The 25,637-nt window shown below is 36.8% G+C and carries 25 protein-coding genes; 13 read left to right on the top strand and 12 right to left on the bottom strand.

Annotation, left to right across the window (positions count from 1 at the left end; translation table 11 throughout):
- Nucleotides 1–82: 82 nt before the first annotated feature.
- Nucleotides 83–571: a magnesium transporter gene (locus JNUCC52_RS05320; RefSeq protein ID WP_337981623.1), complete on the bottom strand. Its 489-nt coding sequence runs from the start codon at nt 569–571 to the stop codon at nt 83–85.
- A gap of 524 nt (nt 572–1,095) precedes the next feature.
- On the opposite strand from JNUCC52_RS05320, the gene JNUCC52_RS05315 reads away from it, so the two are divergent.
- The gene (locus JNUCC52_RS05315) at nt 1,096–1,809 is read left to right on the top strand and encodes an MraY family glycosyltransferase (RefSeq protein WP_337981622.1); all 714 of its coding nucleotides are present in this window, start codon (nt 1,096–1,098) and stop codon (nt 1,807–1,809) included.
- A 141-nt stretch (nt 1,810–1,950) separates the two neighbouring features.
- On the opposite strand, the gene JNUCC52_RS05310 is transcribed toward JNUCC52_RS05315, so the two are convergent.
- The 4 genes from JNUCC52_RS05310 to JNUCC52_RS05295 all read right to left on the bottom strand — a co-directional run bounded on the left by JNUCC52_RS05310 (nt 1,951) and on the right by JNUCC52_RS05295 (nt 4,988).
- A complete protein-coding gene (locus JNUCC52_RS05310; protein ID WP_172770985.1) occupies nt 1,951–3,606 on the bottom strand; it encodes a b(o/a)3-type cytochrome-c oxidase subunit 1 in 1,656 nt (551 codons plus the stop codon).
- The gene (locus JNUCC52_RS05305; RefSeq protein WP_172770986.1) at nt 3,593–4,084 is read right to left on the bottom strand and encodes a cupredoxin domain-containing protein; all 492 of its coding nucleotides are present in this window, start codon (nt 4,082–4,084) and stop codon (nt 3,593–3,595) included. Before JNUCC52_RS05305 ends, JNUCC52_RS05310 begins: the two co-directional genes overlap by 14 nt.
- Before the next feature lie 69 nt (nt 4,085–4,153).
- Complete coding sequence (locus JNUCC52_RS05300) at nt 4,154–4,276, bottom strand: hypothetical protein (protein WP_255639709.1); 123 nt, start codon at nt 4,274–4,276, stop codon at nt 4,154–4,156.
- A gap of 244 nt (nt 4,277–4,520) precedes the next feature.
- Nucleotides 4,521–4,988 carry a chemotaxis protein CheX gene (locus tag JNUCC52_RS05295; protein WP_172770987.1) on the bottom strand — a complete coding sequence of 156 codons (468 nt, stop codon included), beginning with the start codon at nt 4,986–4,988 and terminating at the stop codon, nt 4,521–4,523.
- 400 nt (nt 4,989–5,388) lie between these two features.
- Here JNUCC52_RS05295 and JNUCC52_RS05290 point away from each other — a divergent pair, with 400 nt between their 5' ends.
- The 6 genes from JNUCC52_RS05290 (at nt 5,389) to JNUCC52_RS05265 (ending at nt 9,451) form a co-directional block, all read left to right on the top strand.
- Nucleotides 5,389–5,703: an immunity protein CdiI family protein gene (locus tag JNUCC52_RS05290; RefSeq protein WP_337981621.1), complete on the top strand. Its 315-nt coding sequence runs from the start codon at nt 5,389–5,391 to the stop codon at nt 5,701–5,703.
- A gap of 11 nt (nt 5,704–5,714) precedes the next feature.
- Nucleotides 5,715–6,203, top strand: coding sequence for a hypothetical protein (locus JNUCC52_RS05285; RefSeq protein ID WP_337981620.1), 489 nt, complete (start codon nt 5,715–5,717; stop codon nt 6,201–6,203).
- Nucleotides 6,204–6,559: 356 nt separating this feature from the next.
- The gene (locus tag JNUCC52_RS05280) at nt 6,560–7,174 is read left to right on the top strand and encodes a pyroglutamyl-peptidase I (RefSeq protein WP_172770990.1); all 615 of its coding nucleotides are present in this window, start codon (nt 6,560–6,562) and stop codon (nt 7,172–7,174) included.
- Nucleotides 7,167–7,853 (top strand): 5-oxoprolinase subunit PxpB, encoded by a 687-nt coding sequence (gene pxpB, locus JNUCC52_RS05275; protein ID WP_337982184.1) that lies wholly within the window; start codon nt 7,167–7,169, stop codon nt 7,851–7,853. The genes JNUCC52_RS05280 and pxpB overlap by 8 nt, the downstream gene beginning before the upstream one ends.
- A 3-nt stretch (nt 7,854–7,856) precedes the next feature.
- Nucleotides 7,857–8,714 (top strand): 5-oxoprolinase subunit C family protein, encoded by an 858-nt coding sequence (locus JNUCC52_RS05270; RefSeq protein WP_337981619.1) that lies wholly within the window; start codon nt 7,857–7,859, stop codon nt 8,712–8,714.
- A gap of 2 nt (nt 8,715–8,716) precedes the next feature.
- Complete coding sequence (locus JNUCC52_RS05265; RefSeq protein ID WP_337981618.1) at nt 8,717–9,451, top strand: 5-oxoprolinase subunit PxpA; 735 nt, start codon at nt 8,717–8,719, stop codon at nt 9,449–9,451.
- A 141-nt stretch (nt 9,452–9,592) separates the two neighbouring features.
- Here the strand turns inward: JNUCC52_RS05265 and JNUCC52_RS05260 are convergent, their stop codons facing one another.
- Nucleotides 9,593–9,913 (bottom strand): DUF4183 domain-containing protein, encoded by a 321-nt coding sequence (locus JNUCC52_RS05260; RefSeq protein WP_172770994.1) that lies wholly within the window; start codon nt 9,911–9,913, stop codon nt 9,593–9,595.
- 25 nt (nt 9,914–9,938) lie between these two features.
- Nucleotides 9,939–10,364: a DUF4183 domain-containing protein gene (locus JNUCC52_RS05255; RefSeq protein WP_337981617.1), complete on the bottom strand. Its 426-nt coding sequence runs from the start codon at nt 10,362–10,364 to the stop codon at nt 9,939–9,941.
- Between the two features lie 383 nt (nt 10,365–10,747).
- On the opposite strand from JNUCC52_RS05255, the gene JNUCC52_RS05250 reads away from it, so the two are divergent.
- From JNUCC52_RS05250 to JNUCC52_RS05235, 4 genes are all read left to right on the top strand, one after another.
- Nucleotides 10,748–14,359 carry a dynamin family protein gene (locus JNUCC52_RS05250; RefSeq protein ID WP_337981616.1) on the top strand — a complete coding sequence of 1,204 codons (3,612 nt, stop codon included), beginning with the start codon at nt 10,748–10,750 and terminating at the stop codon, nt 14,357–14,359.
- Between the two features lie 10 nt (nt 14,360–14,369).
- Complete coding sequence (locus JNUCC52_RS05245; protein WP_337981615.1) at nt 14,370–15,179, top strand: sulfurtransferase; 810 nt, start codon at nt 14,370–14,372, stop codon at nt 15,177–15,179.
- 708 nt (nt 15,180–15,887) lie between these two features.
- Complete coding sequence (locus JNUCC52_RS05240) at nt 15,888–16,718, top strand: MBL fold metallo-hydrolase (protein WP_337981614.1); 831 nt, start codon at nt 15,888–15,890, stop codon at nt 16,716–16,718.
- Nucleotides 16,719–17,164: 446 nt separating this feature from the next.
- On the top strand, nt 17,165–18,367 hold the full coding sequence (locus JNUCC52_RS05235) for an NAD(P)-dependent malic enzyme (protein WP_172770998.1): 1,203 nt from the start codon (nt 17,165–17,167) through the stop codon (nt 18,365–18,367).
- Nucleotides 18,368–18,430: 63 nt separating this feature from the next.
- On the opposite strand, the gene JNUCC52_RS05230 is transcribed toward JNUCC52_RS05235, so the two are convergent.
- The 3 genes from JNUCC52_RS05230 to gdhA form a co-directional block, all read right to left on the bottom strand.
- A complete protein-coding gene (locus tag JNUCC52_RS05230) occupies nt 18,431–19,084 on the bottom strand; it encodes a Yip1 family protein (protein ID WP_172770999.1) in 654 nt (217 codons plus the stop codon).
- Between the two features lie 238 nt (nt 19,085–19,322).
- Entirely contained in the window at nt 19,323–20,009 is a 687-nt protein-coding gene (locus JNUCC52_RS05225; RefSeq protein ID WP_172771000.1) for a phosphoribosylaminoimidazolesuccinocarboxamide synthase, read from the bottom strand.
- Nucleotides 20,010–20,240: 231 nt separating this feature from the next.
- Complete coding sequence (gene gdhA / locus JNUCC52_RS05220) at nt 20,241–21,614, bottom strand: NADP-specific glutamate dehydrogenase (protein ID WP_337981613.1); 1,374 nt, start codon at nt 21,612–21,614, stop codon at nt 20,241–20,243.
- A 186-nt stretch (nt 21,615–21,800) separates the two neighbouring features.
- Between gdhA and JNUCC52_RS05215 the strand changes: the two genes are divergently transcribed.
- The gene (locus tag JNUCC52_RS05215; RefSeq protein ID WP_172771002.1) at nt 21,801–22,274 is read left to right on the top strand and encodes a YaiI/YqxD family protein; all 474 of its coding nucleotides are present in this window, start codon (nt 21,801–21,803) and stop codon (nt 22,272–22,274) included.
- Nucleotides 22,264–23,583, top strand: coding sequence for a D-serine ammonia-lyase (gene dsdA, locus JNUCC52_RS05210; RefSeq protein ID WP_337981612.1), 1,320 nt, complete (start codon nt 22,264–22,266; stop codon nt 23,581–23,583). Before JNUCC52_RS05215 ends, dsdA begins: the two co-directional genes overlap by 11 nt.
- Nucleotides 23,584–23,653: 70 nt before the next feature.
- On the opposite strand, the gene JNUCC52_RS05205 is transcribed toward dsdA, so the two are convergent.
- Together JNUCC52_RS05205 and JNUCC52_RS05200 are read right to left on the bottom strand one after the other, a co-directional pair.
- Nucleotides 23,654–24,811, bottom strand: a complete 1,158-nt coding sequence (locus JNUCC52_RS05205; RefSeq protein WP_337981611.1) for a pyridoxal-phosphate-dependent aminotransferase family protein — start codon at nt 24,809–24,811, stop codon at nt 23,654–23,656.
- A gap of 220 nt (nt 24,812–25,031) precedes the next feature.
- On the bottom strand, nt 25,032–25,520 hold the full coding sequence (locus tag JNUCC52_RS05200) for a hypothetical protein (RefSeq protein ID WP_337981610.1): 489 nt from the start codon (nt 25,518–25,520) through the stop codon (nt 25,032–25,034).
- Between the last annotated feature and the right edge of the window lie 117 nt (nt 25,521–25,637).

Here is a 25,637-nt window from a genome sequence, read left to right as displayed (position 1 = left end):
AAAGGATAGCGTAGCTCTTTCTAAGATTGCCTAACAAGTAGAAAAGCTACAATTGGGAATCGTTGCTTCCACAACAACAATATTATCTTTCTAATACTATACAATATTGTTGTTTATAGTTTGCATTGTTCCAATTGTACATTTGTAACAGATGATTGAGAGATAATTCGTTATGATTAAACCTCCTATACGGTATATTTAGTTCATTATCATCATGACCGATCCATACTCGCCATAGTTCTATTATCTGTCCTTCTCTAATATTGGCTTTTAAGTAATCCAATAATTGCTTTACTCTTAATTCTGAATAGCTAAAATTTACTTCATATATAAATGGATATCCAGTATATGCACTTACATTATAGTAACAGTCTTTATTAATGACTAACTCATTTAAATCCTCTTTATTTTCAACAAATAATACTTGGGTATTCGGATCCATCTTCTCCCAAGGTACCAATTCATGCGGTTTTATTTCTAATTCAATAGCTTCTTTGGCCGTAATATACTTTGCTTTGGATTCTATTTCAGGCATTTCAAAATTTGTTGCTATAAATGAACAAGAGCTCATTTAAATACCTCCAAAACTTTATATTTTATAACATTAATTTACTTTTTGATTAAGTATAACATTTCCAATTCGTCGTTTGGTAACATCTTTTTACTTACCATTGTAAACTGATACCACCTTTGTCTAACAATCCTGCTTACAACGCTAATGGGCATATTCACGAAATAAATGTGCTGAAATGGTTATTTTCTGTTTCACTATTTATACCAAAGCCGTACACATTTGTTTCATTCTTATTCCACAATCGTGCCATTTTATTGCATAACATTTTTAAGGTATGTTACCAAACGACGGTTTGTGGACTTTAATATGTAACATTATCCCATAAAATTCGTTCTTAATTTATATGAGAGCTTTTTTCCAATTTTGGTAATGGGGGAATTCTTTGAATAGGTGATACATCCTTTTGATGTTTATTAATGAAATTCAAATTATCTTAGTATTAGCTCCTGTTTTTTAAAAATAATGTATAATTTGGAATTAGAGGATTTAAATCCGAAAAAATTATTTTAGGAGGGGGAAATTTGTTATATTTCGCTTTATTTATTGGTGTCGTTTTAATTGTAATTACGAATAAACTTACTCATGCTTTTAAATTATCAAGCACTTTAGGGTTGCTTGGTCAAATCAGTGCGTCACTTGTAATCTTAATATTTGGACACCTCGAGGTTAGTCATATTATTCTAGGTAAACATTTTGAATTAGGATATTTGGCGGTTCCATTTACTTTAATACTTCTTGTAGGTTTTACAAATGTCATAAATATAGAAGAAGTTCAGTGTCCTTCCATATTGCTGTTGCCATTCGTTTCTTTCGTTTTTTTCTCAATAGCAGCTTTCTTCATAGGTCATTCATTTGTTTTAATCACGGGGATTTGTTCCAGTTTAACGCTTATGTTTATTCTGCTATACAGCTATTTTACTGGTAAAGTATTTGTGGGGAGAACGCTTACTACGTCAATAGGCTTCATAATAGCTGTGCTTTCAATATCTCTCATAGAAACATCTATTGTAACGATTTATATTCCGTTATTTACTTTAGCACTACCATTCACTTTATATTACTTAATTCAAGATAAAATTACGAAAGTACAATCAATTACAGTTAGTTTTTTAACAGCTATTTTATTTGGTTTATTAATGTATATAGTTCCTTTTAATACAATATGGTATTTCATTGTTGGTTTAACGAGTATTTTGGTGATCACGCAATTTTCACGTAAATATCGCTTTATTTAGAAACGAAACTTCTTATTCCACTAACAAAGCTTTAGTGAAACAAATATTTATAAAGTATACAAAATAAATCTAAAAAAACGTTCCAAAAAACAAGCGATTTCTCTACAATGAGAAATCGCTTGTTGCTTTGCAAATAACCATTTACCACAGCTTAAAGCCTTTTGAGCCAGCTGGTGAGTTCGAGATAATATCAAAGATTGGAATTGTGTATGCAAAAATGATTAATGCGACTAAAATAACGAGCCATACTTTAAAGTTTTCAAGTATTGGTGGTGTTGGGCCACTGCTTTCATGAATTGGCCCAATAGGGAATTCCTCTTCGCCTTTCGGAGCAAACCAAGCTAGTTTAATGACAACATACGTAATAACTAAAATCGCAATGAATAAAATAGTACCGCCAACAGCTTGAGCAATTTGATATGGAATCCAATCATACGCTTGTTGTGCACCGCCATATTCTGAATAGTCAGAGCGACGGGGAGCACCAAGTAATCCTGCAATATGCATTGCTCCCGACATAATAGTCATACCGACGCCCCATAAAACACCAGAAGCAATACCAAGCGAGTTTAACGACTTCGTCAGTGTACGACCTGTTAAATGAGGAATTAACCAGAACGCTGCACCGAAGTATGTTAAGACAACTGCACTAGCAAATGTTAAATGGAAGTGTCCAGGTACCCAAATCGTATTATGAATAAGTTGGTTCATTTGATAAGATGCATTGACAATACCACCTGCACCACCAGGGATAAATGCTAGCATACCGATAAACGGAACTAAGAAGCGTGCATCTTTCCATGGTAATTTTTTAAACCAGCCAAAAATACCTTTCCCACCAAGTTCACGACCACGTAGTTCAAACGTGGCAAATAGGGAGAATGCAGTCATCAAAGAAGGGACAACCACTGCCATTGTTAACACAACTTGAATGAATTTCCATGTTGTATCAATACCTGGTTCTGTTAATTGGTGATGTAAACCAACTGGTACAGAGAAGATTAAAAATAGCATGAAAGATAAGCGAGCTAATGAGTCAGAGAAAACTTTCCCGCCAATGACTTTTGGAATAACAACATACCATACCATATAGGCAGGTAATAACCAGAAATAAACGAGTGCGTGACCAAAATACCAGAATAATGTTCGAGAAAGTAACACATCAACACGTTCAATGAGACCAAGAGACCAAGGTAACAGTTGGAATAAAACAGAAACTGCTACACCTAAAGAGGCCACAAACCAAAGTAAATTATTGACTACTACCATAAAAGATAATAGGGGAGACGTTTGGCCTTTATGTTCTTTACGCCACTGAACGTAACGTAAAATTTGTCCTGCCGCACCAATCCAAGAGCCGACTACTACGAGCGTTAAGCCAAGATAGAAAATCCAATGTGCTTGCAATGGGGCATAGAATGTATAAAGGACAGTTGCCTTATTTAATAGCACCATCACTGCAGCGGCAGCTGTACCGATTGTCATTAACCAAAAACCAATCCAGCCAAGTAATCGCTGTTTATCTGAAAGTGTGCCAGATGTACGACTAACCCCAGCGATTTGGAAACCGAAAATAAAGAATGTTGTTAAAATAAGACCGAGTAATACGCCGTGAACAGTTAACACTTGATAATAGCCAATACCAGCAGGCAATGTGAATTGTCCTGACCGTACAAAAACTTGTAATAAACCAGCTAGACCACCTAATAATAATGCGATAAAAGCCACATAAATATGGGCAAGTGCTAGTTTCGCATCACGACGATCCACCTTTGTCAAATTATTATTTAGACTCATTTGGATCCACCACCTTTAGCATAGAATGCATAAGCGTATGTCCTGTACCGCAGTATTCATTACATACAATTAAAAATTCTCCAGCTTGATTGATTTCTGCTACGTATTCAGATATATAGCCAGGTTCAAGCATCATGTTAATATTTGTACCTGCGATTTCAAATCCGTGAATAACATCTTCACTTGTCGCAATAAATTTTACCTTTGAACCAAGAGGTACTTCAATTTCGGGTGGATTGTAAAAGAAAGCAGATGCTAAAATGACTACTTCGTAATCCCAATCCTTACCTTCTACCTTGTGTACTCCTGGATTCGTAAATGGCGCGATTTCCTTCACTTTTTCATAATCTATGGTTTTCTTATTACTGTTTGGATGAGAGCCTTGATGAAACGCCCCAATCCCAAGAATAATAAGAAATGCAACTAAAGTAGCAACTCCAAATACAAGCCAATATTTCTCGTATTTATGTATATGCATCTCTCTATCGTCCTTCCTCTGTCGTATTACTTACATCTTGTTGACGGAATGATTCTTTTTACTGAAAAATTAAAAGCGTTCAATGAATAAATTGAAGCAATAAATCCAAATTAAAATAATGATAAAGCCAATACCAAATACTCCATAAAGTGAACCTTTTAGATTATCTTCTGACTTTTTTTTGTTAGCCATTTTTTACTCCCTCCTATGCTTTCATAGTGGCTTTCTTAAAGTCATGATATTAAAATTCCATTCATTTTGATGTGAAAAAAATCACACAACCGAGTGGATTGTGTGAAAAAAATGTGAAATATTAGTTGAAATACAAAAGGAGCTGACTCAAATAAGAGCCAACTCCTTTTTATGCAGATAACGATTTCGTATTCATAAATACTAGCTATAATTGCATAGAATGTATAGTTTGAAAGAATTAAGATTACGCTCTTATTACTTCTTCCTCAATCGTTAGTAATACTGTTAGTGCACCAACGTCTGGAATCGTAACGGGTAGTACAAATGCTTTTTCAAAACCATATAATTTTGTGTTTCCTACCATTACAGTTGGCGGTGTAATATCTATATCTAGGCTTTCTTGTCCTACTGCCGTACATAGATTACCTGCTATCATGTTTCCGAACTCGCCAGTAAAAGACTCTAGCATTTCGCCTTCAAGTGGCATGCCGAACATAGAGCTGCCGATACCACTAAATATGTCAGGGGAAGAATCTATGATTACACGTCCCTTTACATCTCCAATAAGGCCTATTAATACACCCATTTGCTGTTGTTGAAAGGGCTCTGAAATAATACTTGGTGTTTTCACTTGAATATCCATAGGGAGAATCGTTTTCAATGCATGGATTGTCCCGTTTAAAATAGTTTGAAAGTACTTCGAATTACTCATCATTACCGCATCCTTTTTCCGACTTTTCTACATCTTACCATGTTAAAAGGGTAAGATGAAAGTATGTCTTGACGAAATAGGGCGAAATTTATATTATATTAATGAGAATGATTTTCAAAATCAGTTAATTCACGCTACGGCATTCGTTGCTTTAGCCTAATTTTAATAAGAAAAGGAGCGGTCAGCAATGACATTCGTATTGATCGGAGCAACAGTTGCTATTTATATTGGAGTGGGGAAATACGTCATGAAACAGGCGACTGCACATTTAAAATAATAGCGCGCTTTCGTTAGTGCTCTTGTTTTCAACATTTTTTACTATAAATGAATATATACCTAAAGAGTATGACCTGCGTCATACTCTTTAATTTACGTAAAAATTTCAGGAGTGGAGTTATTTATGGATTCATTATGTAATTGTAAAGAACTTGTGCAAATAAAAGTGGAAGCAGATTTTGGTTCTGATCCGTTATGGTGTAAGGTTTGTGGCTTTAACTTGGATATGGATAAAATGGAAATTTCTCCTTCTTTAAAGATACAGCTAAGATCATGGATAAATGATTATGGTGTTTGGGTAAAATGGGATTCTGATAGCTTAATTGTTGGAGGTGAAAATTTAGAAAAACAACATAATGAAGTAGGGCTTAAATTAACAGAAAAAGTGATAAATGAGTTGAAAAATATTAATATTGTATTTCAACCTTCTACTATGTAATTGTTCATTTTATGGTTTTTACTCTTTTATTTGCTACTATTGGGACAACTGTAAGTTATGCTAATGATGAAGAAGTTTTTGATGAAGATGATTACATAGTTGATTACCATGAGGGTGTTGAAGGTTTTGATTGGGCGATATTTCTGGATGATTCGGATGATAATGAAGGTTCTGACAATGATTCGGTAGAATCACAAATTCAAGCAAGGGCTCTTCCTTTTGTACCTATTGTTATTGGGGACGTAATAAGATTAGTTGCCAAATGGGTAGGAAAACAGGCTGTAAAGAAAGTATCTAAGCATGCAGCTGAAAGAGCTGCTCAAAGAGGTATTACTGAGAGGCATTTTGCATCCGCAATGACGTATGGAACAAAATATGTAGATAAAAATACGGGAGCGATAATTCTTTATCATTCACCAACTCAAACTACTTTAGTACTTGATAAAGCTGGAGATGTAGTAGTGACTTCTTATAAGCAACAAGTTCCTAAAGAAGCTTGAATAAACAAAAATTGGTGAACTATCATTTATTACTTTAATCTATAGAATTCTTTTGTCTAAAATCTGAGAGTATGACTTGTGTCATACTCTTTTTTTATGGAATTTTACAATTTGCGGCTTCAATTTGGATATGAATAAAATGAGCAATCGATAATTTAATAGATAAGAAGAAAATTTAGAAAAATAAAATTATTTCATAGCATGAAGAGTATTTGTTGCCGTTGTTTGTTAAAATTGAAAAGAAAAATACCTCTTCAACAAAAGTAATTCATTCAGCAGTATCCTCTGAGTTAATAAAACAAAATATAAATGGATGGGCAATTAAGCACCGTCCTATAGAAATTTAGGTGAAGAACATGACAAAAATATTATTAACAGGATTTGTTCCATTTTTAGACTTTAAAATAAATCCAACGATGCAAATTGTAGAAACTTTACATGGCACTATAATGGATGGCTATGAAATTGTAGGACGTACACTATCCGTAGATTTTCAGCAATCCGCTCAGCAGTTGAAACAATATATTGCGGATATAAAGCCTGAAATCATTATTTCTTTGGGATTAGCTGGAGGGCGTTTTAAAATAACACCAGAGCGCATTGCGATTAATGTAAAAGATGGCGAGCCAGATAATAATGGCTATGCACCTGTTGATGAAAGTATTGTGGCTGGTGGCCAAGATGCCTATCTAACAAATTTGCCTATTCGCAGTATAGTAGACCGATTAAATAAAGAAGGCTATCCAGCAGAAATTTCAAATACTGCAGGTACGTATCTATGCAATAATATCATGTACGAAGGGCTCGTTTATGCTAAGCAACATAACGGAATTCGTGCTGGCTTTATTCATATTCCTGCGTCTTTTGAATTGGCGATTCAGCATGGCAAAATACCTGGGTGGAATATGCAAGATCTACTAGCGAGCATTAAGCTTTGTATCGAGGAAACCATTTGTGAAACAAATGATTGAGTTTCCTCATACGATGTGGATTAGTCAAAACACGATTCGTTTTGCGTTTAATGAAATCATCTCAACAGAAAATTTTCAGATTGTCCAAAAGTTTAATCGCTTTCTAAAAAAAATACTACATAACAACCTTATTGAAAGTGTCGCTAGCTATCATACGGTGACTGCATATGTGAAACGCAAAATTGATGTTGGCTTTTTACAAGAACAATGGCTATTCATGCAACGTAACGCTCCTGTAGATGAAGAAACGAGTCGACAGTTACAGATTCCAATTTGCTATGATGAGGAATTTGCTTTGGACATGCAGCGTGTAATGGAATATACGGGTTTATCGTTTCAAGACATAAAAAAATTGCATATGTCGAAAGTATATAGTGTCTATTTAATCGGCTTTTTACCAGGCTTTCCTTATTTAGGTGATTTAAATAGTCAATTATTTGTACCGAGGTTAACCAAACCACGACCGTTTGTCTCTGCAAGTTCAGTAGGGATTGGAGGGGCACAAACAGGAATTTATCCGCTCGATTCACCAGGAGGATGGAATATTATCGGCAAGACGCCAGTCAATTTATTTGATATTCATAGGGAAGAAACGTTTATCTTTACTCTCGGAGATCATGTACAATTTTACGAAATTACAAAACAACAGTTTTTAGAAATAAAAAATAGAGGAGTGTAGCAAATGAAGTCACTTCTTCTGATAAAAAAACAAGGGGTCTATGGTAGCCTGCAAGACCAAGGGAGATTCCACTATCGTGCCTATGGTATCCCACTTTCGGGACCGATGGACAAAGTATCCTTTCAATTAGCCCAACAAATTTTAAATAATGTGCAAAACCAAACGTCATTTGAAATGTTTATAGGGGGCTTTGAATTTCAAGCGTTACATGAGGCCACATATGTATTGACTGGTGCAACCTGTCATTGTTTATTGAATGGTAGCCCTGTGGAAATGTGGAAAACCTTTCAATTAGTAAAAGGAGATATTTTATCCATTAAAAGTGTCAACGATGGCGCTATCGTCTATCTCACACCTAAAGATGGATTTCAAACAGAGCCCATTCTTGGGAGTAAATCGTGCTTGCCAATTGTAGAAAATGCGCTAAATGTTGGCTCTGTATTATATGGACAGCCTATAGAGCCACTACCTTATACAAGAGGGCTCTATGGTCCTTATCGCCCGATATTTCAAACGGCGCTAACAGTAAGGATATTTAAAGGCCCGCATTTTGACTTATTTACCGAAGAGAGCAAGCAACATTTTTTAAATAGTCCGTATCAATTTACTGGCGGAAATCGGATGGGCTATTATTTAAAAGGCAGTGCCTTACAGATGAAAAGCAGGAAAGATATCCTATCTGAAGCGACCCAATATGGGACAATTCAAGTGCCGCAAAGTGGTGAGCCTATTGTTTTAATGGCAGATGCCCAAACGGTTGGCGGCTATCCAATCATTGCAACAATTCATGAAGATGATTTACATAAAGTTGCCCAAATGCGCATGTTTAACACAATAAGATTTGCATTAATGGAGGAATAGATATGCCAATTGATATTAATTGTGATATGGGGGAAAGTGTTGATGCTTTCACACTAGACAATGATGAAAAAATTTTGGACTATGTGACGTCAATCAATATTGCCTGTGGCTATCATGCAGGGAATCATACAATTATGCATAACACTGTACGAAATGCCATCCGAAAAAACGTGCTTATTGGAGCTCATCCAGGATATCCTGATCTTCAAGGATTTGGCCGACGGAATATGGATTTTAGTGCAGAGGAAATATATAATATGATCGTTTATCAAGTAGGAGCATTACAAGCATTTGTTTCAGTGGAAAAAGGAACACTTCATCATGTGAAGCCACATGGAGCGCTCTATAATCAAAGTGCTAATAATATAGAAAAAGCAACAGCGATTGTCAATGCAGTATATGATCTAAATCCAACTTATGTTTTATATTGTTTAGCGGGTAGTGAAATGGTGACTATTGCAAAGGAAAAGGGTTTATCCGTATACGAGGAAGTTTTTTCTGACCGCAATTACAATGAAGACGGTACGTTAGTAAGTAGAGAAGACGCAAATGCGTTAATTCAAACAGAGGAAGAGATGCTTGTTCATGTCAAAAATATTTTGACTTCGAATGAAGTGATGTCAGTGCAACAAAAGAAAATTAAGATTTCGGCGCAAACAATATGTATACATGGAGATGGACCACATGCACTAGCCTATGCCAAAAAAATTTATGAATTAAGAAAACAAATAGGTTAAGTGAATAGCTAGTATGGATGCTCTAAAATAGGCATTAAATTAATTTAGAGCATCCATACAGATAACATAGCTAATAGTTATATCGCATACTTAATTGTTGTAGTTAATAGCAAAATAAGCAGACTGAAATTCTACGATTGATTAAATAATAGTCGATAATTCAACAGCTTCAATAATTATTGGAGTTCCAGCAGCAATAGAAGCTGTTACTATGTTAAATGTTAGTTCTGTTGAGGAAATTGAATAGGCGTCACCTTCCTGCAGCACACCATTGATATATAAATTATAGTACCCATTAATGATGATTGGGAAAGCAGTTGCTGCAGTGCCGCTGTCAGTTAAAAAAGTTGTTGCAGCAAGTGTTGTGCCATCTGTAATTGCGAGCGGGGTAGCTAAAATATTGAAAAACCTTGTGGATGTGCTAGAAACATTGACATTGATATTAATAATGGAAAGCGCCATGTACGTTCACCTCCTTTCAAAAGTTTTAGTTCACTTCAGTAAAAAAACCAATAGATTCGATAATAATTGGCGTCCCTCTATAAATGGTTGCGTTATCAGCATTTAAACTTAGGGAAGTCGAAGTTACAGAATAAATCCCACCTTCTTGCATGACGGCATTAATAAAGAGGTTTACATAGCCATTTGGTTGTACTATGGAAAATTCCGTTACTGTTGCTCCATTGTCATCTGAAAAAAGATTAGCGGCAAGTGTGACCCCGTTCGTCAAATGAATATCTGATGTCACTATATAAAAATATCTATTCACTTTAGGTATAATTCTTTCATCGGAAACAATGATGGGAGGAGGTGCAATAACAGGGACATTAATAGCTGTTATACGTGGCCATATAAATCTATCTTCACAGTCACATAAATGAATAATGTGACGACAATCTTTTTCCTTTACCATATATATAATCACTCCTTTAATTTATTTGTGCCCCTTGCTCCTATCTACTTTAAAACTTTTCTTATTTTGTGCTTTGAAATATTAAACGGAGTTAACAATTATGTTGGAATTATTATTTCAGCTTTTCATAGTTCACTATCCTTCTAAAATATGAAAAAAATCACGAGAAACTTAGTTATGCATCCACGGTAAGGGGAAATACAGTCGTTTTTTTAGAAGATCGTTGCAATATCATTTTGGATAAACATGACTTTGTTGACGAATATTACGTCTGAAACCTTGATATATATGCTTTTCAAAGTAAATTAGTGTTATACTTTGCATATCTAATAAGGTAGAATACTAATTGTGAATAATTAAAAGGGTAAAGGGGTTTACGTTTTATGAAAGAATTTGAACAACAACTGGAAGGGCTTTTAAAGCAAGCTTCGTTACAATACATAATATATCAGCATAACGGTGATACAGAGCGCATGGATAAGACATCACTCTTTGCACGTAAATTACAGCAAAAAGAATATGTCATTGGCTTTGCTGGCCATTTCTCTGCTGGAAAATCAAGTATGATTAATGCGCTATCTGGGGAGAATTTACTTGCTTCCAGTCCTATTCCGACAAGTGCGAATATCGTAAAGGTTCATAAATCTGAAGAGGATTTTGCCATTGTCTATATGCACGATGAAAAGCCAGTTAAGTTTGAAGCAGGGTATGATTTTAAAACCGTAAAAGAGCTTAGTAAAAATGGGGATCTTGTATCGCAAATTGAAATTGGTCATAGTGCGTCTACATTGCCAATGGGCGTAACAGTAATGGATACACCAGGAGTAGACTCAACAGATGATGCACACCGTATGTCTACAGAATCAGCGCTCCATATTGCAGATATTGTATTCTATACAATGGACTATAATCATGTTCAATCAGAACTAAACTTTCAATTTACAAAACAATTAATGAAATACAATCCAAATGTTTATTTAATCGTAAATATGATTGATAAGCATAAGGAAAATGAATTAAGCTTTGAAGAATTTAAAGCAACTGTTCACAATTCATTTGCTGCTTGGGGTGTTGTGCCTAAAGGAGTATTTTTCACTTCATTACGCGAGCCAGAACATCCAAATAATGATTTTGAAGCTGTGAAAAAAATTGTGATGGATAGTATGAATGACTGGCAAGACCAGCTTATTCATACAGCGACAAATACGTTACGTTTACTACAAAGTGAGCATGACAATTATTTAATGGAAGAAAAGCAAGATCGTTTAGATATCGATGAGGATATATTAAGTGCAGATGATTGGGCACACCATCAAGATATTTTAGAGCAATATAATAAATTAAATCGTCAAGTGGAATTATTCTCAGTAGAAGCTTGGAATGAAACTTTCGAGGAAGAGCGCAAAGAACTACTTGCAAATGCGGCAATTATGCCAGCAGATGTGCGTGATAAATTACGTCTTTATTTAGAAAGTAAACAAGAAGGATTCAAAGTAGGTGGTTTATTTTCAGCAAAGAAAAAAACCGAGGAAGAGCGCAATCGCCGTAAAGAGGATGCTTACAGTGCCTATCAAACAGTTGTCCATGCACAAATTACGGGTCACTTAAAAGGGCTAATGAAAAAGGCATTAAAAGAAGTCGGTGCTTTAAGTGAAGAGCGTGCACAAGCAGTGGATGCCTATGTGTTTGAACTACCATTTACATTGATTGAACAGCAAGTGCAAGTCGGTGCAATATTAACAGGAGATGCAGTACTCAATTTTGCTAACCGTATTGCCGAGGCAACAAAGCGATATTTTATTCAAGAAACAGATGTGTGGAAGGATGCACAAGCAACAACGTTACAAACTGTTGCAACTGAAACCGCTGCTCCATCTAAGTTGAAAATGGCGGGTATGCAAGCGAAGGTAGATGCCATTCAAGCTGTCTTAGAAATCGAGGGCTACCAGCAATATAGTGCAAGTGTAATGCACCAAGCAAGTAATGAAATTCGCAAAGAAGCGAATTATCAGCTGGAAGTTTGGGATAAATCGTTTGAGCAAGACTTAGCTGAAATTCGAATATTTGATGCATCGATGTTAAAGCCGAAGGAAGAGATTGTACAGCAAGAGGAAGCACAGCAGTCGGTAAGTGCAGCGAGCTTGCCAATCGATGGTGTAATTAAGCGTGCATTGCATACAGCAAATGCAGTAAAAGAGGTACAAGGCTTTGCTGAAGTAGCGAGTTATTTAGAAAACAAAGTCGAGCGATTACAGAAAAAAGATTTTACAATTGCGTTATTCGGTGCGTTTAGTGCTGGGAAATCTTCATTCTCTAATGCACTAATGGGTGCAAACGTGCTCCCTGTATCACCGAATCCAACAACAGCAGCAATCAATAAAATTCGACCAGTGACTCCTGAGCATCCGCATGAAACAGCAGATGTTCAGTTGAAAAATGCTGAACAAATGCTTGAAGATATTCAAGGTTCTTATGCGGCAATTGGTTTAACTGTTAGTTCATTAGAAGAAGCATTTAACCGAGCAGATGAAGGGCTTGCGGTGCAACTTACAGATGAGCGATTAAATGTCCATAAATCGTTTATCCGTGCATTTAAAGAAGGCTATCCAACATTTAAATCAGAACTTGGTCAAGTGCTGCGTGTAGAGCGGGCAGAATTTGAAAAATTTGTAGCTCAAGAAAATAAATCTTGTTTCGTAGATAATATTGACTTCTATTACGATAGCCCGTTAACACGTATGGGTGTAACGCTCGTGGATACGCCAGGAGCCGATTCAATCAATGCACGTCACACTGGGGTTGCTTTTGAATATATTCGGAATGCAGATGCCATTTTATTTATTACGTACTATAATCATGCGTTCGCGAAAGCAGACCGTGAGTTCTTAATTCAATTAGGTCGTGTCAAAGATGCGTTTGAACTTGATAAAATGTTCTTTATCGTCAATGCGATCGATTTAGCGACGACAGAAGAAGAGCAAGAAGATGTCAAAGGCTATGTTCGTTCAGAATTGCAACGCTTTGGCATTCGCTTCCCTCGTCTATATGGAGTATCAAGCTTGATGGCTTTAAAAGAAAAAGTAGAGGGCGGTTCATTTGCATCGGGTATGCCTCCATTTGAAGATGCTTTCCATACATTTTTAAATGATGAACTAAGTGCATTAGCGGTGCAAGCACTTGCAGAGGAAGTTGATAAAACAGAGCAACGTTTAGGGGATTTAATTGCACAAACAGAGGAAAACTTAAAACGTAAAGATGAACGATTGGCAGAGCTGACAACGCTTGAACAGCATGTTAAATCTAAGTTTAATGCGTTAAATACAAGCATGATGGAAAGCGAGACAAAGCAGGAATTAGATGAGTTATTGTATTATGTCTTACAGCGTGTCTATTATCGTTATCCTGAATTCTTTAAGGAAGGCTATAACCCTTCAACATTTGCCGCGATGCCTGCACAGCAAGCGTTAGAACATGCGTTGAAAGAAGTGTTACAAAGCTTACGTTTTGACTTTACACAGGAAATGCGCGTTACTAATTTCCGCTTATCGCAATTTATAAGTAAAAAAATGCAGTTACGCTTTAAAGATGAAGTACGTGAGTTAAAAGAAATGAACCGTAGCTTCTCGTTTTTATCATTTGAATCAACAGAACCGGATTTATTAGCTTTTGAAGGTCCTTTTGCTGATATTTCTAAATATGTAAGTGTGAAATCTCATTTCCGCAATCAAAAAGCATTCTTTGAGAAAAATGAAAAAATGAAGCTAAGTGAAGCATTAGAAACATTAACAAAACCAGATGCACAAAACTATTTAGATGGACAAAAAGTATCTCTAATGACATGGGCAATTGCCTTTATCGGTGAGGAAGCAGAAAGATTACGTCTGCATATTTACCATCAGGCATTAGAGCAAATTGCTACTGAACGACTTGCATTACAAGAAGAAAGTCGATTAGCTTCGTGGAAATCAATTTACGCACAACTACAATACGCATGAGGTGATTCATATGGGAAAAGTATTCAAAACAGTTGAGGAAATTCAAGTTGACAATGTCCGTTTTGTAGATGCTCGCTTTGATTTACAGAACAAAGAATTTGGTAAACTAGCATTTGAAGCAGGTCATGCTCCTGGCGCTGTATATCTAGATTTAGAGCAAGATTTATCAGATATGACAAGTGAAAATGGTCGTCATCCGATGCCGAGTAAGGAAAAGCTAACGTCTGTGTTTCAAGAATTAGGTCTCCGCTATGAAGAGCATATTGTTGTTTATGATCAAGGGGCATCACCGTTTGCGCCGCGCGCTTGGTGGATGCTAACATATGCAGGTTTCCCGAATGTTGTCATTGTCAATGGGGGAGCACCTGCGCTTGAAAACAAAGTGACATTTACAAAAGATGTTGTCAAATATGCACCAACGACAATCGACTTTGATTGGCAAGATCATCTTTATGCTCCGCGTGAAGCAGTGAAAGCTATTGTAGATGGAGAACAGTCAGCAACGCTATTAGATGCACGCGCAGCTGCTCGCTACCGTGGTGAGGTTGAGCCACTAGACCAAGTAGCGGGACATATTCCAACAGCTAAAAACTTTGACTGGGAGCAATTAAAGGTAGAAAATACTCTTCAAGCTAATGATGCGCTACGGGCAAAGGTTGCACATGATGAACATATTGTTGTGTATTGCGGCAGTGGTGTCACAGCTTCACCGCTTTATGCAGTGCTTGCAGATGAAGGCTATGAAAATATTCAGCTCTATACAGGTAGCTTCAGTGACTGGATTACAGCGTATGATGTAGAAACAGGAACAAACGAATAAATAAAAAAACGCTCACTTTGGTGGGCGTTTCAGCTTGTCGACAAAAGGAATTAAGAATAGAAATCTTAATTCCTTTTGTTATTTTTATTGTAAAAAGGGGTTCTTACTTTCGCCTTGCCAGACTCTTCCTGCATCCCCTCTCTATGAAGCTGTTTGCCATGTCCAAGTAGCAATTATAGTAGACTGCTAGCAACATATATAAAGTTGATTGGAGAGAAGTGCGGACCACTCCTGCGGGAACAGCACAAAACGTAAGACACGGGCATTCCGCGCGTTAGCGAGGGTTACGGCTTACGTGTATGCTCACGGAAAGCATCCGACCTTAGCAGAAATTAACCCCAAAACCAGTAGTTATTGAGAGGAGCTGTTATCATTACCTAACCAGTTGATTGGAGCGGAGGGCGGACGACTCCTGCGGGAACAGCACATAACGTAAGACGCAGCAAACCGCGCGTTAGCGAGGGTTGCGGCTTACGATGTGCCCGCGGAAAGCGCCCGCCCGTAGCGGAAATCAACGGCAGTTCGAAAAACTTCGAGTTTGTCTACAGTCTGAAACGCTCACTTTGGTGGGCGTTTTTTTATTTATTGTTTATTATATATTCAAAAAGAATTGCTATTTCCATTAAATAAATGGAAACGTACGCCAGAAAATGACTCGCTATTCATTTTGTGCTACACTTTTTTTACAAAGGGTAAGGGGGAGAAAGCATGTTTAAACTAGAGAAAAGTATTGAAATTGAACAAAATAATGATGTGCGATGTGCGCATGGAAAGGTAGCAGTTCAAGGTATTGGTATGAGTGTGTATAGTTTTTATGTGGATGGTTTATTAATAGACACAGGTTCTAACTCACTTGCCGAGGAGTTTCAATCTTTTTTTCGAGAGCTACCGATTGAACAAGTTGCCTTAACACATTCCCATGAGGACCATTCGGGCAATGCTGCATGGATACAGCAGCATATGGGTGTTCCTATTTATGTTCATCATGCGTCAATTGGGGATTGTGCAGAAGATGGAAACTATCAGTTGTATCGTCAGGCGCTATGGGGACAACGCCCAGCTTTTATGGCCCAGCCGTTTAACGAGACACTTGAAACAACATCGGCTACATGGGATATTATTGCTACGCCAGGACATACAACAGATCATTTGTCTTTTTACAACCGTGCAACGGGTGCGATGTTCACAGGGGATTTATACATTCAAACGAAAACAAAGGTCGTACTTGATGAGGAAAACGTTGTACATACTTTGGCATCGTTAAAAAAACTACTACATTATGATTTTGAAAAGGTTTATTGCTGCCATGCAGGTTATCTAGCAGATGGACGTGCTAAAATTATTGAAAAAATTTCTTATTTAGAGGAGCTGGAGGGCGAGGTTCGGAAGCTTTATGATCGTGGCTATTCTGTAGATGATATAACGAAGGCAATCTTTCGTAAAGATTACCCGATTACAAAGGTATCGGGAGAACAATGGTCATCCAAACATATTATTACGGCATTTACGAATCAATTTGTACAAGAGTCCTTACGCTAAGGACTCTTTTTTTATTTTTTAGGATGAAGATAGGTAAAGTTCTGCTTTGCACTTGGAAGGAAACGCTTGTACGTAAAATGTTTTTAAAATAATAATAAAAATGTTTGTGAAAAAATGTGGAGAAAATGTGGCAAATATAGATATGACAATGGATGCGCTTACGTTAGTTTGTGAAATTCTTCTCATTTACTGTAGAAAAATACTATGTGAAAAGTTGAACAGGCTTAGCGCTGATATAAGTGCATTTTGATAAAGAGAAAAAGGGTTGTTTATTATATTGAAATAATAGATTGTGAAATTAATAACAAAAAGAAAAAATGTATTTAACGACGTAAAATATTGATTTATCAAAGAAAATATTGCTTTTTGAGTTATTTTTGTTGACTGTCATTTCACAAAGTATTATGATTCTGACATACAATAAAAACGAAAAAGGGGCGGATAAAATGGATATTATGAAAAAGGCATTAGAGATGCATGCACATTATAGTGGAAAACTAGAGGTGATTTCAAAAGTTCCTGTACAAGATTCTTATGATCTGAGCCTTGCATATTCACCAGGGGTAGCTGCACCATGTATTGAAATTGAAAAAAATCCTTCTCTTGTCTACGACTATACAATGAAGGGCAATATGGTTGCGATTGTTTCGGACGGTACTGCAGTATTAGGATTAGGGGATATTGGACCGAAGGCGGCACTACCAGTTATGGAAGGAAAGGCGATTTTATTAAAGCGTTTTGCCAATGTTGATGCTTTTCCAATTTGTTTAGATACAAAAAGCACGGATGAAATCGTCAGCATTGTGAAGGCGCTTGCGCCAACATTTGGTGCTGTTAATTTAGAAGATATTTCAGCACCGCGTTGCTTCGAAATTGAAGATCGTCTACGTCAAGAATGTGATATTCCTGTGTTTCATGATGATCAACATGGCACTGCCATCGTTGTAGGAGCGGGCATGATAAATGCAAATCGTATCGTAAAAAAAGATGTAGCAACAATGAAAGTGGTCATTAATGGTGCGGGTGCAGCAGGTATTGCTATTTTACGTATCCTTGTGCAAATGGGCTATAAAAATATTTATATGTGCGATACAAAAGGAATTATTTATGAAGGTCGCGTGGAAGGTATGAATCCGATTAAAGAGGCCGTTGCACATTTAACAAATCCAGAAAAAATTCATGGTACGTTGGAAGATGCTCTTGTAGGTGCAGATGTCTTTATCGGCGTGTCCGTTGCGAATTTATTAACAGAAGCACATATTGCATCTATGAATGAAAATCCAGTTGTTTTTGCATTAGCCAACCCGAATCCTGAAATTACGTATGAAAACGCTAAAAAGTGGGGCGTTCGTATTATGGGTACTGGACGTTCAGATTACCCAAATCAAATTAATAATGTTTTAGCTTTCCCAGGAATTTTCCGCGGAGCATTAGATGTACGTGCTACAGATATTAATGAGGATATGAAATTAGCGGCAGTTGAAGCTATTGCTTCTCTTGTTAGCGATGAAGAATTAACAGAAGAATATATTGTGCCTAAATCTTTAGATGAGCGTGTTGTTGAAATTGTTTCACGTGCTGTTAGTGGGGCAGCTGTTGCATCTGGTGTATCCGAGTTATTCCAGCAACAGACGGTACTTTCCGTTTAATCTGTAGATAGTCGGTTTTAAACTAAAAAATCTCCCCTCTCATTTGAGAGCGGGAGATTTTTATTACATCATGCTAATACCGATAAGGCCAATAAAGAGAACAGCAACCAATACAAAGACAAGGACTCCTCCTATGATAGAAGGAATAAAGATTGTAAAGAATGCTTTCCAATTTGAAATTTGATGCGCCTCGGCAACAACAGCTACTGTAGTCACAAAGGACCAAATGATAACAACAGCAGTCACTAACATTGCTGGCCAAAAAATCCAAGGAGTAGCCCCGATAAAGTTAGTATCCATTAATGATTCTTGTGAGGTAAATAGCCAAATTAAATAAAAAGGAATAGCTAAAATAAATGGTACAGCAGTTAAGCTCAGTGCTTTAAATAAGTCAGAATACGTTGCAGTACCTTTAAACAATTTACCAAATAGCCAAAAAATAAGGCTAGAGAATGCTGTACCGGCAATTCCTGAAATTGGTGCTAAAATGATACAAAATAGCACGATAATCCATGGGGACACATCTAGTAAGAAATTACTATCTATAAGGCCTGAAAGCAAAGAACCAATATAACCGATGGACATAACAAGGATAGCATAACCGATAGATTTTGCATCAATCATGTAGCGAGCTGTTTGCTTTGGATGCATCCAAGTAGACAGAAACGGATTAACTTTAGGCCTTTCTTGTTGCGTTGTTTCATTATAGTTTTCCATTAAACTACCTCCTAAGATGATAAGTTTGTTTCTACTCAATATACGAGTGAAAAGATGAAAGGTTTCAAAAAATATCCTGGGATTAAATTTTTTGCCCAACGTATTCGAGCATAAATGAAAGGAAACCTTATAGCTACAGGGAATTATCGGTAATTTATAATAGAGAGGATTTTACAAAAAAGAATATTGAAAACAAAACCCTTCTAAGTAAACGTATTACTTAGAAGGGTAGCAGTTATTAGTCAGCTAACATAATTTTTTCAAGCTCTAATGGCTCAATATATTGTTCGCCTTTGTATGCACGCATATTACCGCCAGAAATTTCATCAATTAATAATATTTCATTTGTTTTTGCATCACGACCAAACTCTAACTTAATATCGTAAAGCGTTAAGCCTTTTTTGGCTAGCTCTGCACCAACGAATTTAGAAATTTCAATTGTGCGTTGTTTTAATATTGCATATTCTTCATGTGTTAACAGGTTTAACATAGCTAAAGCATCTTCAGAAATTGGAGGATCAAGACGATCATCATCTTTAATTGTTACTTCAACGAAAGAATCTAAAGGTTGTCCTTCTTGTACATAAGCGCCATAACGACGTAGGAAAGAGCCAACAGCTTTGAAGCGGCAAATAACTTCTAACCCTTTACCGAAAACGGTTGCGGGCTTGACTGTCATCGTTGCATCTTCGAAGTTTGCATCTACGTAGTGAGTAGGGACACCTTGTTCATTTAGTTTTGAGTAGAAATAAGAAGTTAAGCGAAGACCCGCTAGGCCAGCACCATCAATTGTTAAACCTACAGTATTTGCGCCAGGATCAAATACGCCATTTTCTCCAGTTACATCATCTTTAAATTTTAATAAGTAATGACCATCTTCTAACTTGAATACATTTTTCGTTTTACCTGTATACAATAATTCCACAAAAAACCCTCCAATATTTCATAGTACTCTAACATTATAACACGAATAATTATAATGTTTAATATAAAAAACGTTCGTTATAAACTTATTTATGCTTGTTTTTTACCCATTTTATACTAAAAAACAAGGTGATAACGAATAATCGTTATCACCTTATGTGAAATTAAGAAAATTTAAAATATTAATAAAGGATTCTAGTTACTAGATGGTTGAATAATCGAATAAATTGTATTAATAGATACCTTCAGCAAGCATTCCATCAGCTACTTTTATAAAGCCAGCGATGTTTGCACCAACTACTAGGTTTCCTGGATAGCCGTATTTGTCAGCAGCAGCTTTACTATCTGCATAAATATTTTTCATAATTTGGTGTAGCTTCGCATCTACTTCTTCAAATGTCCAGAATACGCGACTTGAATCTTGTGCCATTTCTAGTGCAGATACTGCAACACCACCAGCATTTGCTGCTTTTGCAGGTCCAAATAATACACCAGCGTTTAAAAATTCGTTAATGGCTTCAAGATCAGATGGCATGTTGGCACCTTCACCAATTGCTTTTACACCATTTGAAATTAATGTACGAGCAGCGTCGCCGTTAATTTCGTTTTGCGTTGCGCATGGTAGAGCAATATCACATGGAATAGACCAAATTCCTGTACAACCTTCTGTAAATGTAGCATTTGGACGGTAGTCAACGTAAGTTGATATACGGTCACCTTTTACTTCTTTAATTTCTTTAATGACATCCAGATCCAATCCTTCAGCATCATAAATGTAGCCTGAAGAATCAGAGCAAGCTACAACTTTTGCCCCGTATGCTTGTGCTTTTTCAATTGCATAAGTTGATACATTCCCTGAACCAGAAACAACAAGAGTTTTATCTTCAAATGAATCATTTACTTCTTTTAACATTTCTTCTACGAAGTACACTGTACCATAACCAGTTGCTTCTTTACGAGCTAATGAACCACCGTAACCAGGTGTTTTACCTGTTAATACGCCAGATTCATTTGCTTTTGTAATACGCTTGTATTGACCCCATAAATAACCTACTTCACGAGCACCAACACCGATATCGCCAGCAGGAACATCGACATCTGGACCAATATGACGGTATAATTCAGTCATGAATGCTTGGCAGAAACGCATGATTTCAGAATCAGATTTACCTTTTGGATTAAAGTTTGATCCACCTTTACCACCACCGATTGGTTGACCAGTTAATGCGTTTTTAAAAATCTGCTCAAAGCCTAAAAACTTAATAATGGATTCATTTACTGAAGGGTGGAAGCGAAGCCCGCCTTTATAAGGTCCCATGACATTGCTGTACTGTACACGATAACCACGGTTTACTTGCACTTGGTTGTTATCATCTTGCCATGCTACGCGGAATGAAATGATGCGATCTGGCTCTACGATACGAGAAAGAATATTTGCCTTAATATATTCAGGGTGTTGTGCAAATACAGGCACTAATGAAATGAAAATCTCTTCAGCTGCTTGTAAAAACTCCGCTTGATGACTGTTTTGGTTTTTCAGTTGCTCGAACACGCCGTCAACGTATTCTTTTGCTAATTGATCGTTGCTTACAGTTGTTGTTGTCATATTGAAAACCTCCAATTAATTGATAGGTGTATCGTATATCTATTTTTCACACTATTCAATAAAATACTTTTTCCAAGTCAAATAAGTTTGTGAAAAAATGAGCAATCGAGGTCTTGAGAATGTTATATTAAAATAATATAGAGGTGCTTGATTCATCTAATTATGAGAAAGGAATGATGCTTTATTGTGAAGGTATTAATTGATGCTGATGCCTGTCCAGTCGTGGATTTAGCGCTATCTATATCATCTGAGTTTGAGATTGAAACTATCTTGTTTTGCGATACATCACACCGTATTGAACGTGAAAATGTAATAACAATTATTGTGCCGAAGGGACCAGATTCGGTTGATTTCACGCTAGTGAATGCGCTTTCAAAACACGATATTGTGATTACACAGGATTACGGTTTAGCAGCTATGGTTTTGGCAAGAGGTGGGTATCCGATTGATCAAAACGGTAGGGAAATGTCTAGTGAAAACATCGAACGTCTGCTCGATATGCGTCATGTTGGACAGAAGATTAGACGGGCAGGAGGACGAACCAAGGGACCTAAAAAAAGAACGAAAGAAAACAATATACTGTTTGAAATGAAATTTCGACAAATTTGTGAACGAGCAATTTTGGCACAAAAAATGGAGGGCTCCACAGATGGAAAATAAACTAAAAAACGAATTATTTCACCTATTTCCAAAACTTGAAAAGATTAAAAATCGAGACACTGTATTTTGGGAAAATACAAAATGGTCGAAAAATGCAAGTACAACTCTCTTTTCCATAGAAGAGGTTGAGGATGCGGAAGAAACGCTAACACGCTTTTCTTCCTATTTAAATATTGCTTTTCCAGAACTAGTAGAAAGCAAAGGACTGATTGAGTCCTCTATTCAGGAGATAGATGGAATGAAGGTAGCACTTGAAAAAGAGTTTCAACTATTAATTCCAGGTCAATTATTTTTAAAATGTGATCATGCGTTACCTATTTCGGGTTCAATCAAGGCGCGAGGAGGTATTTATGAAGTATTAAAGCATGCCGAGCGATTGGCAATTGCTCATGGTAAGGTGAAAGTAGACGATGATTACGCAATGTTTGCTACAGAAGAACTACGAACATTCTTTCAGCAATACACAATTGCGGTAGGCTCAACAGGCAATTTAGGGCTTAGTATCGGCATAATGGGCAAAAAACTAGGATTCAATGTCGTTGTACATATGTCGAGTGACGCAAAAGAGTGGAAGAAAGCATTATTAAGAGAAAAAGGGGCAACAGTCATTGAATACGAGGCGGATTATAGTGTTGCTGTAGAGCAGGGAAGACAGGAAGCTTCACAAAATCCAATGTGTCATTTTATTGATGATGAGAATTCTAAAGATTTATTTGCTGGCTATGCAGTAGCAGCAATGCGCTTAAAAAATCAATTAAAAAAGGCAAATATTCAAGTGGATGAGGCACATCCATTGTTTGTTTATTTACCATGTGGTGTTGGCGGTGGACCTGGTGGAGTTGCATATGGTTTGCGCGAAATGTTTGGGGAGCATGTTCATATTTTCTTTGCTGAACCAACTGCTTCACCGTGTATGACAATCGGACTTATGACAGGTTTACACGATGAAATCAGTGTAGAGGATATCGGTTTAGACAATAGAACGGAAGCGGATGGACTAGCCGTTGGACGTGCATCCAAATTTGTTGGCAAAGTGATGGAAACATATATTAGCGGCTGTTATACAGTAAAAGACGAAGAATTGTTTACGTCACTCAGTTTAGCCATGGACTGTGAAGGATTATTTTTAGAACCGTCTGCACATGCAGGGATGTTTGGACCAATTCAACTAATGAAGAATGGGCGAAGTTATTTGGAAAATCAAGGTTTAGTGGATGAAATGGAACAAGCAACACATCTTGTATGGGCAACAGGAGGCAGCATGGTTCCTCAGGAAATGCGCGAGGAATATATGAAAAAAATTCGTTGAATTGCGTATACAAAAAAATAGACTGCTAGATATGTTTTATCGTCAAGCAGTCTATTGCTGTTAAAGTAGGTTAGCTTCGTTGTGCCGCTAAAAACACTTTATGCGCTGCGCTAACACCCGCACCAGGCTCAAAGTCATAAGAAAAGTCTTGTAGTGCCGCCTCCATTAATGAAACGGCTTGCAAAACATCGCTTGGGAAGCAGTAGCCCATATGGCCAAATCTGAAAATTTCACCTTGTAAATGACCTAATCCGCCCGCAAAGTCTAGATGATATCGTTGTTTAAGATGTGTCAGAAATTCACCTAATGCAATACCTTTTGGTGCCATAATGGCTGTTATTGTAGGAGAAGCGTAGTCATCATCTGTCAAAAGCTCAATATGAAGTGCTTTCATCGCGCTGCGCACCATATTTTTCATCAGTTCATGACGGGCAATGGTTTGGGCAAAACCACCTTCATGCTCAATAAGTTTACACACTTCGTGTAGCCCATAAATTAATGTAATGGTAGGGGTATTTGGTGTCATCCCTTTCTCTGCCCAATCGCGGTAGCTTAATAAATTCAAGTAATAAGAGGGCGCTTTATTTTCTTCAATGACCTTCCACGCTCTGTCGCTTACACTCATAAGTGAAAGTCCAGGAGGAAGCATCATAGCCTTTTGTGAGCCAGTTACGAGAATATCAATGCCCCATGCATCCATTTCAGCAGGAGCTCCACCAATACAGCTTACCCCATCCACAATGACTAACGCATCACTTTCTTCACGAACAACCTGTGCTAATTCTGCAATTGGATTTAAAATACCTGTGGAAGTTTCATTGTACGTAACAAAAACAGCTTTAATATTTTGCAAAGGCTGTAAAAAATTACGTAACTCTTCAGCAGTGCATGCTTGTCCCCATTGTTTCGCAAGCTTATGTACGTTAAAGCCATATTTTTCACAAATCGAAACGAAATAATCCCCAAAAGCGCCTACCGTAATGACAACGACATCCTCACCTGCACAAACGGTATTGACAGCTGCTGCTTCTAATGCTGCTGTACCACCAGATGGAAGCAATAAAATGTCCTGCTTAGTGCCGAAAATAGGTTTCACGAGCTCAGTTGTTTCCCGATATAGCTCGACAAATTCATTGCTTCGATGGCTGAAGATATCTCGGTTCATCGCAAGCTGCACTTTTTTTGGAATAGGTGTCGGCCCTGGATGTCTTAAAATATTTTCATACATAATCAAAAATCCCCTTTTCTTTAAAAGTTAGAATGTCTAAATTTTCTAACTATAATATAGCATATCCATCATAATTTCTGACTTCTTTTTTTAAAAATATTGGAAAGATGAGGGAAAATCATCTAACACTGAATTGCATTAAATAGGAACAGAAGAATGTACTGAAGCACAAAAAAATCCTCTTTCAGTTTTTAAACGAAAGAGGAATTAATAGGGTCGCCTATACTATGAATGGGCGTTTCATACGCATTAAGCCATAAATGGCAAAGAATAAGCCGCAAGTAATAATTGATAAGATCATATAGAGAACAGCTTTTCCTGTCTCTCCCGTCCAACGGTATAAGAGACGATAGGTATAATAAATCCAATAGCAAAACATAGCAAGAGATGCGATTATACCAACTACAGGGACAAAGGAAACGATAAATAGACCTGCATAAATTAAGGTTGTTTTTTTAGCAGCTGCACGAATTGTTGCATCGTCATCACCATTAGCAGTTAGAAGAAATAAACTGTAAATATTTATAATTGGAATCCACGCGATATAAGCAATGTCGCTAAAGCCATTTGTTTTAGATGCCATAAAATAAATTAGTGCATTCACAATATAGCCAATAATTAAAAATACAAAAAATATTAAAAAGAACACAACCATAAAGCCACCAAAGACTGCATCATAATCACTATAATACGGATCATAATAATTCAACAAAAAACCTCCCCTTCAACAGATTTAATAATTAACTTAGGATGCAAAATCCAAGTCATTTCTCAAAAAATTTTTAGTAATATTCCAAGATGAATACACTAAATATTTCAGAGAACA

Source organism: Lysinibacillus sp. JNUCC-52, from assembly GCF_015999545.1.
In the GTDB taxonomy this organism is placed as follows: domain Bacteria; phylum Bacillota; class Bacilli; order Bacillales_A; family Planococcaceae; genus Lysinibacillus.
This window is presented reverse-complemented; position numbering and strand designations above follow the sequence as displayed.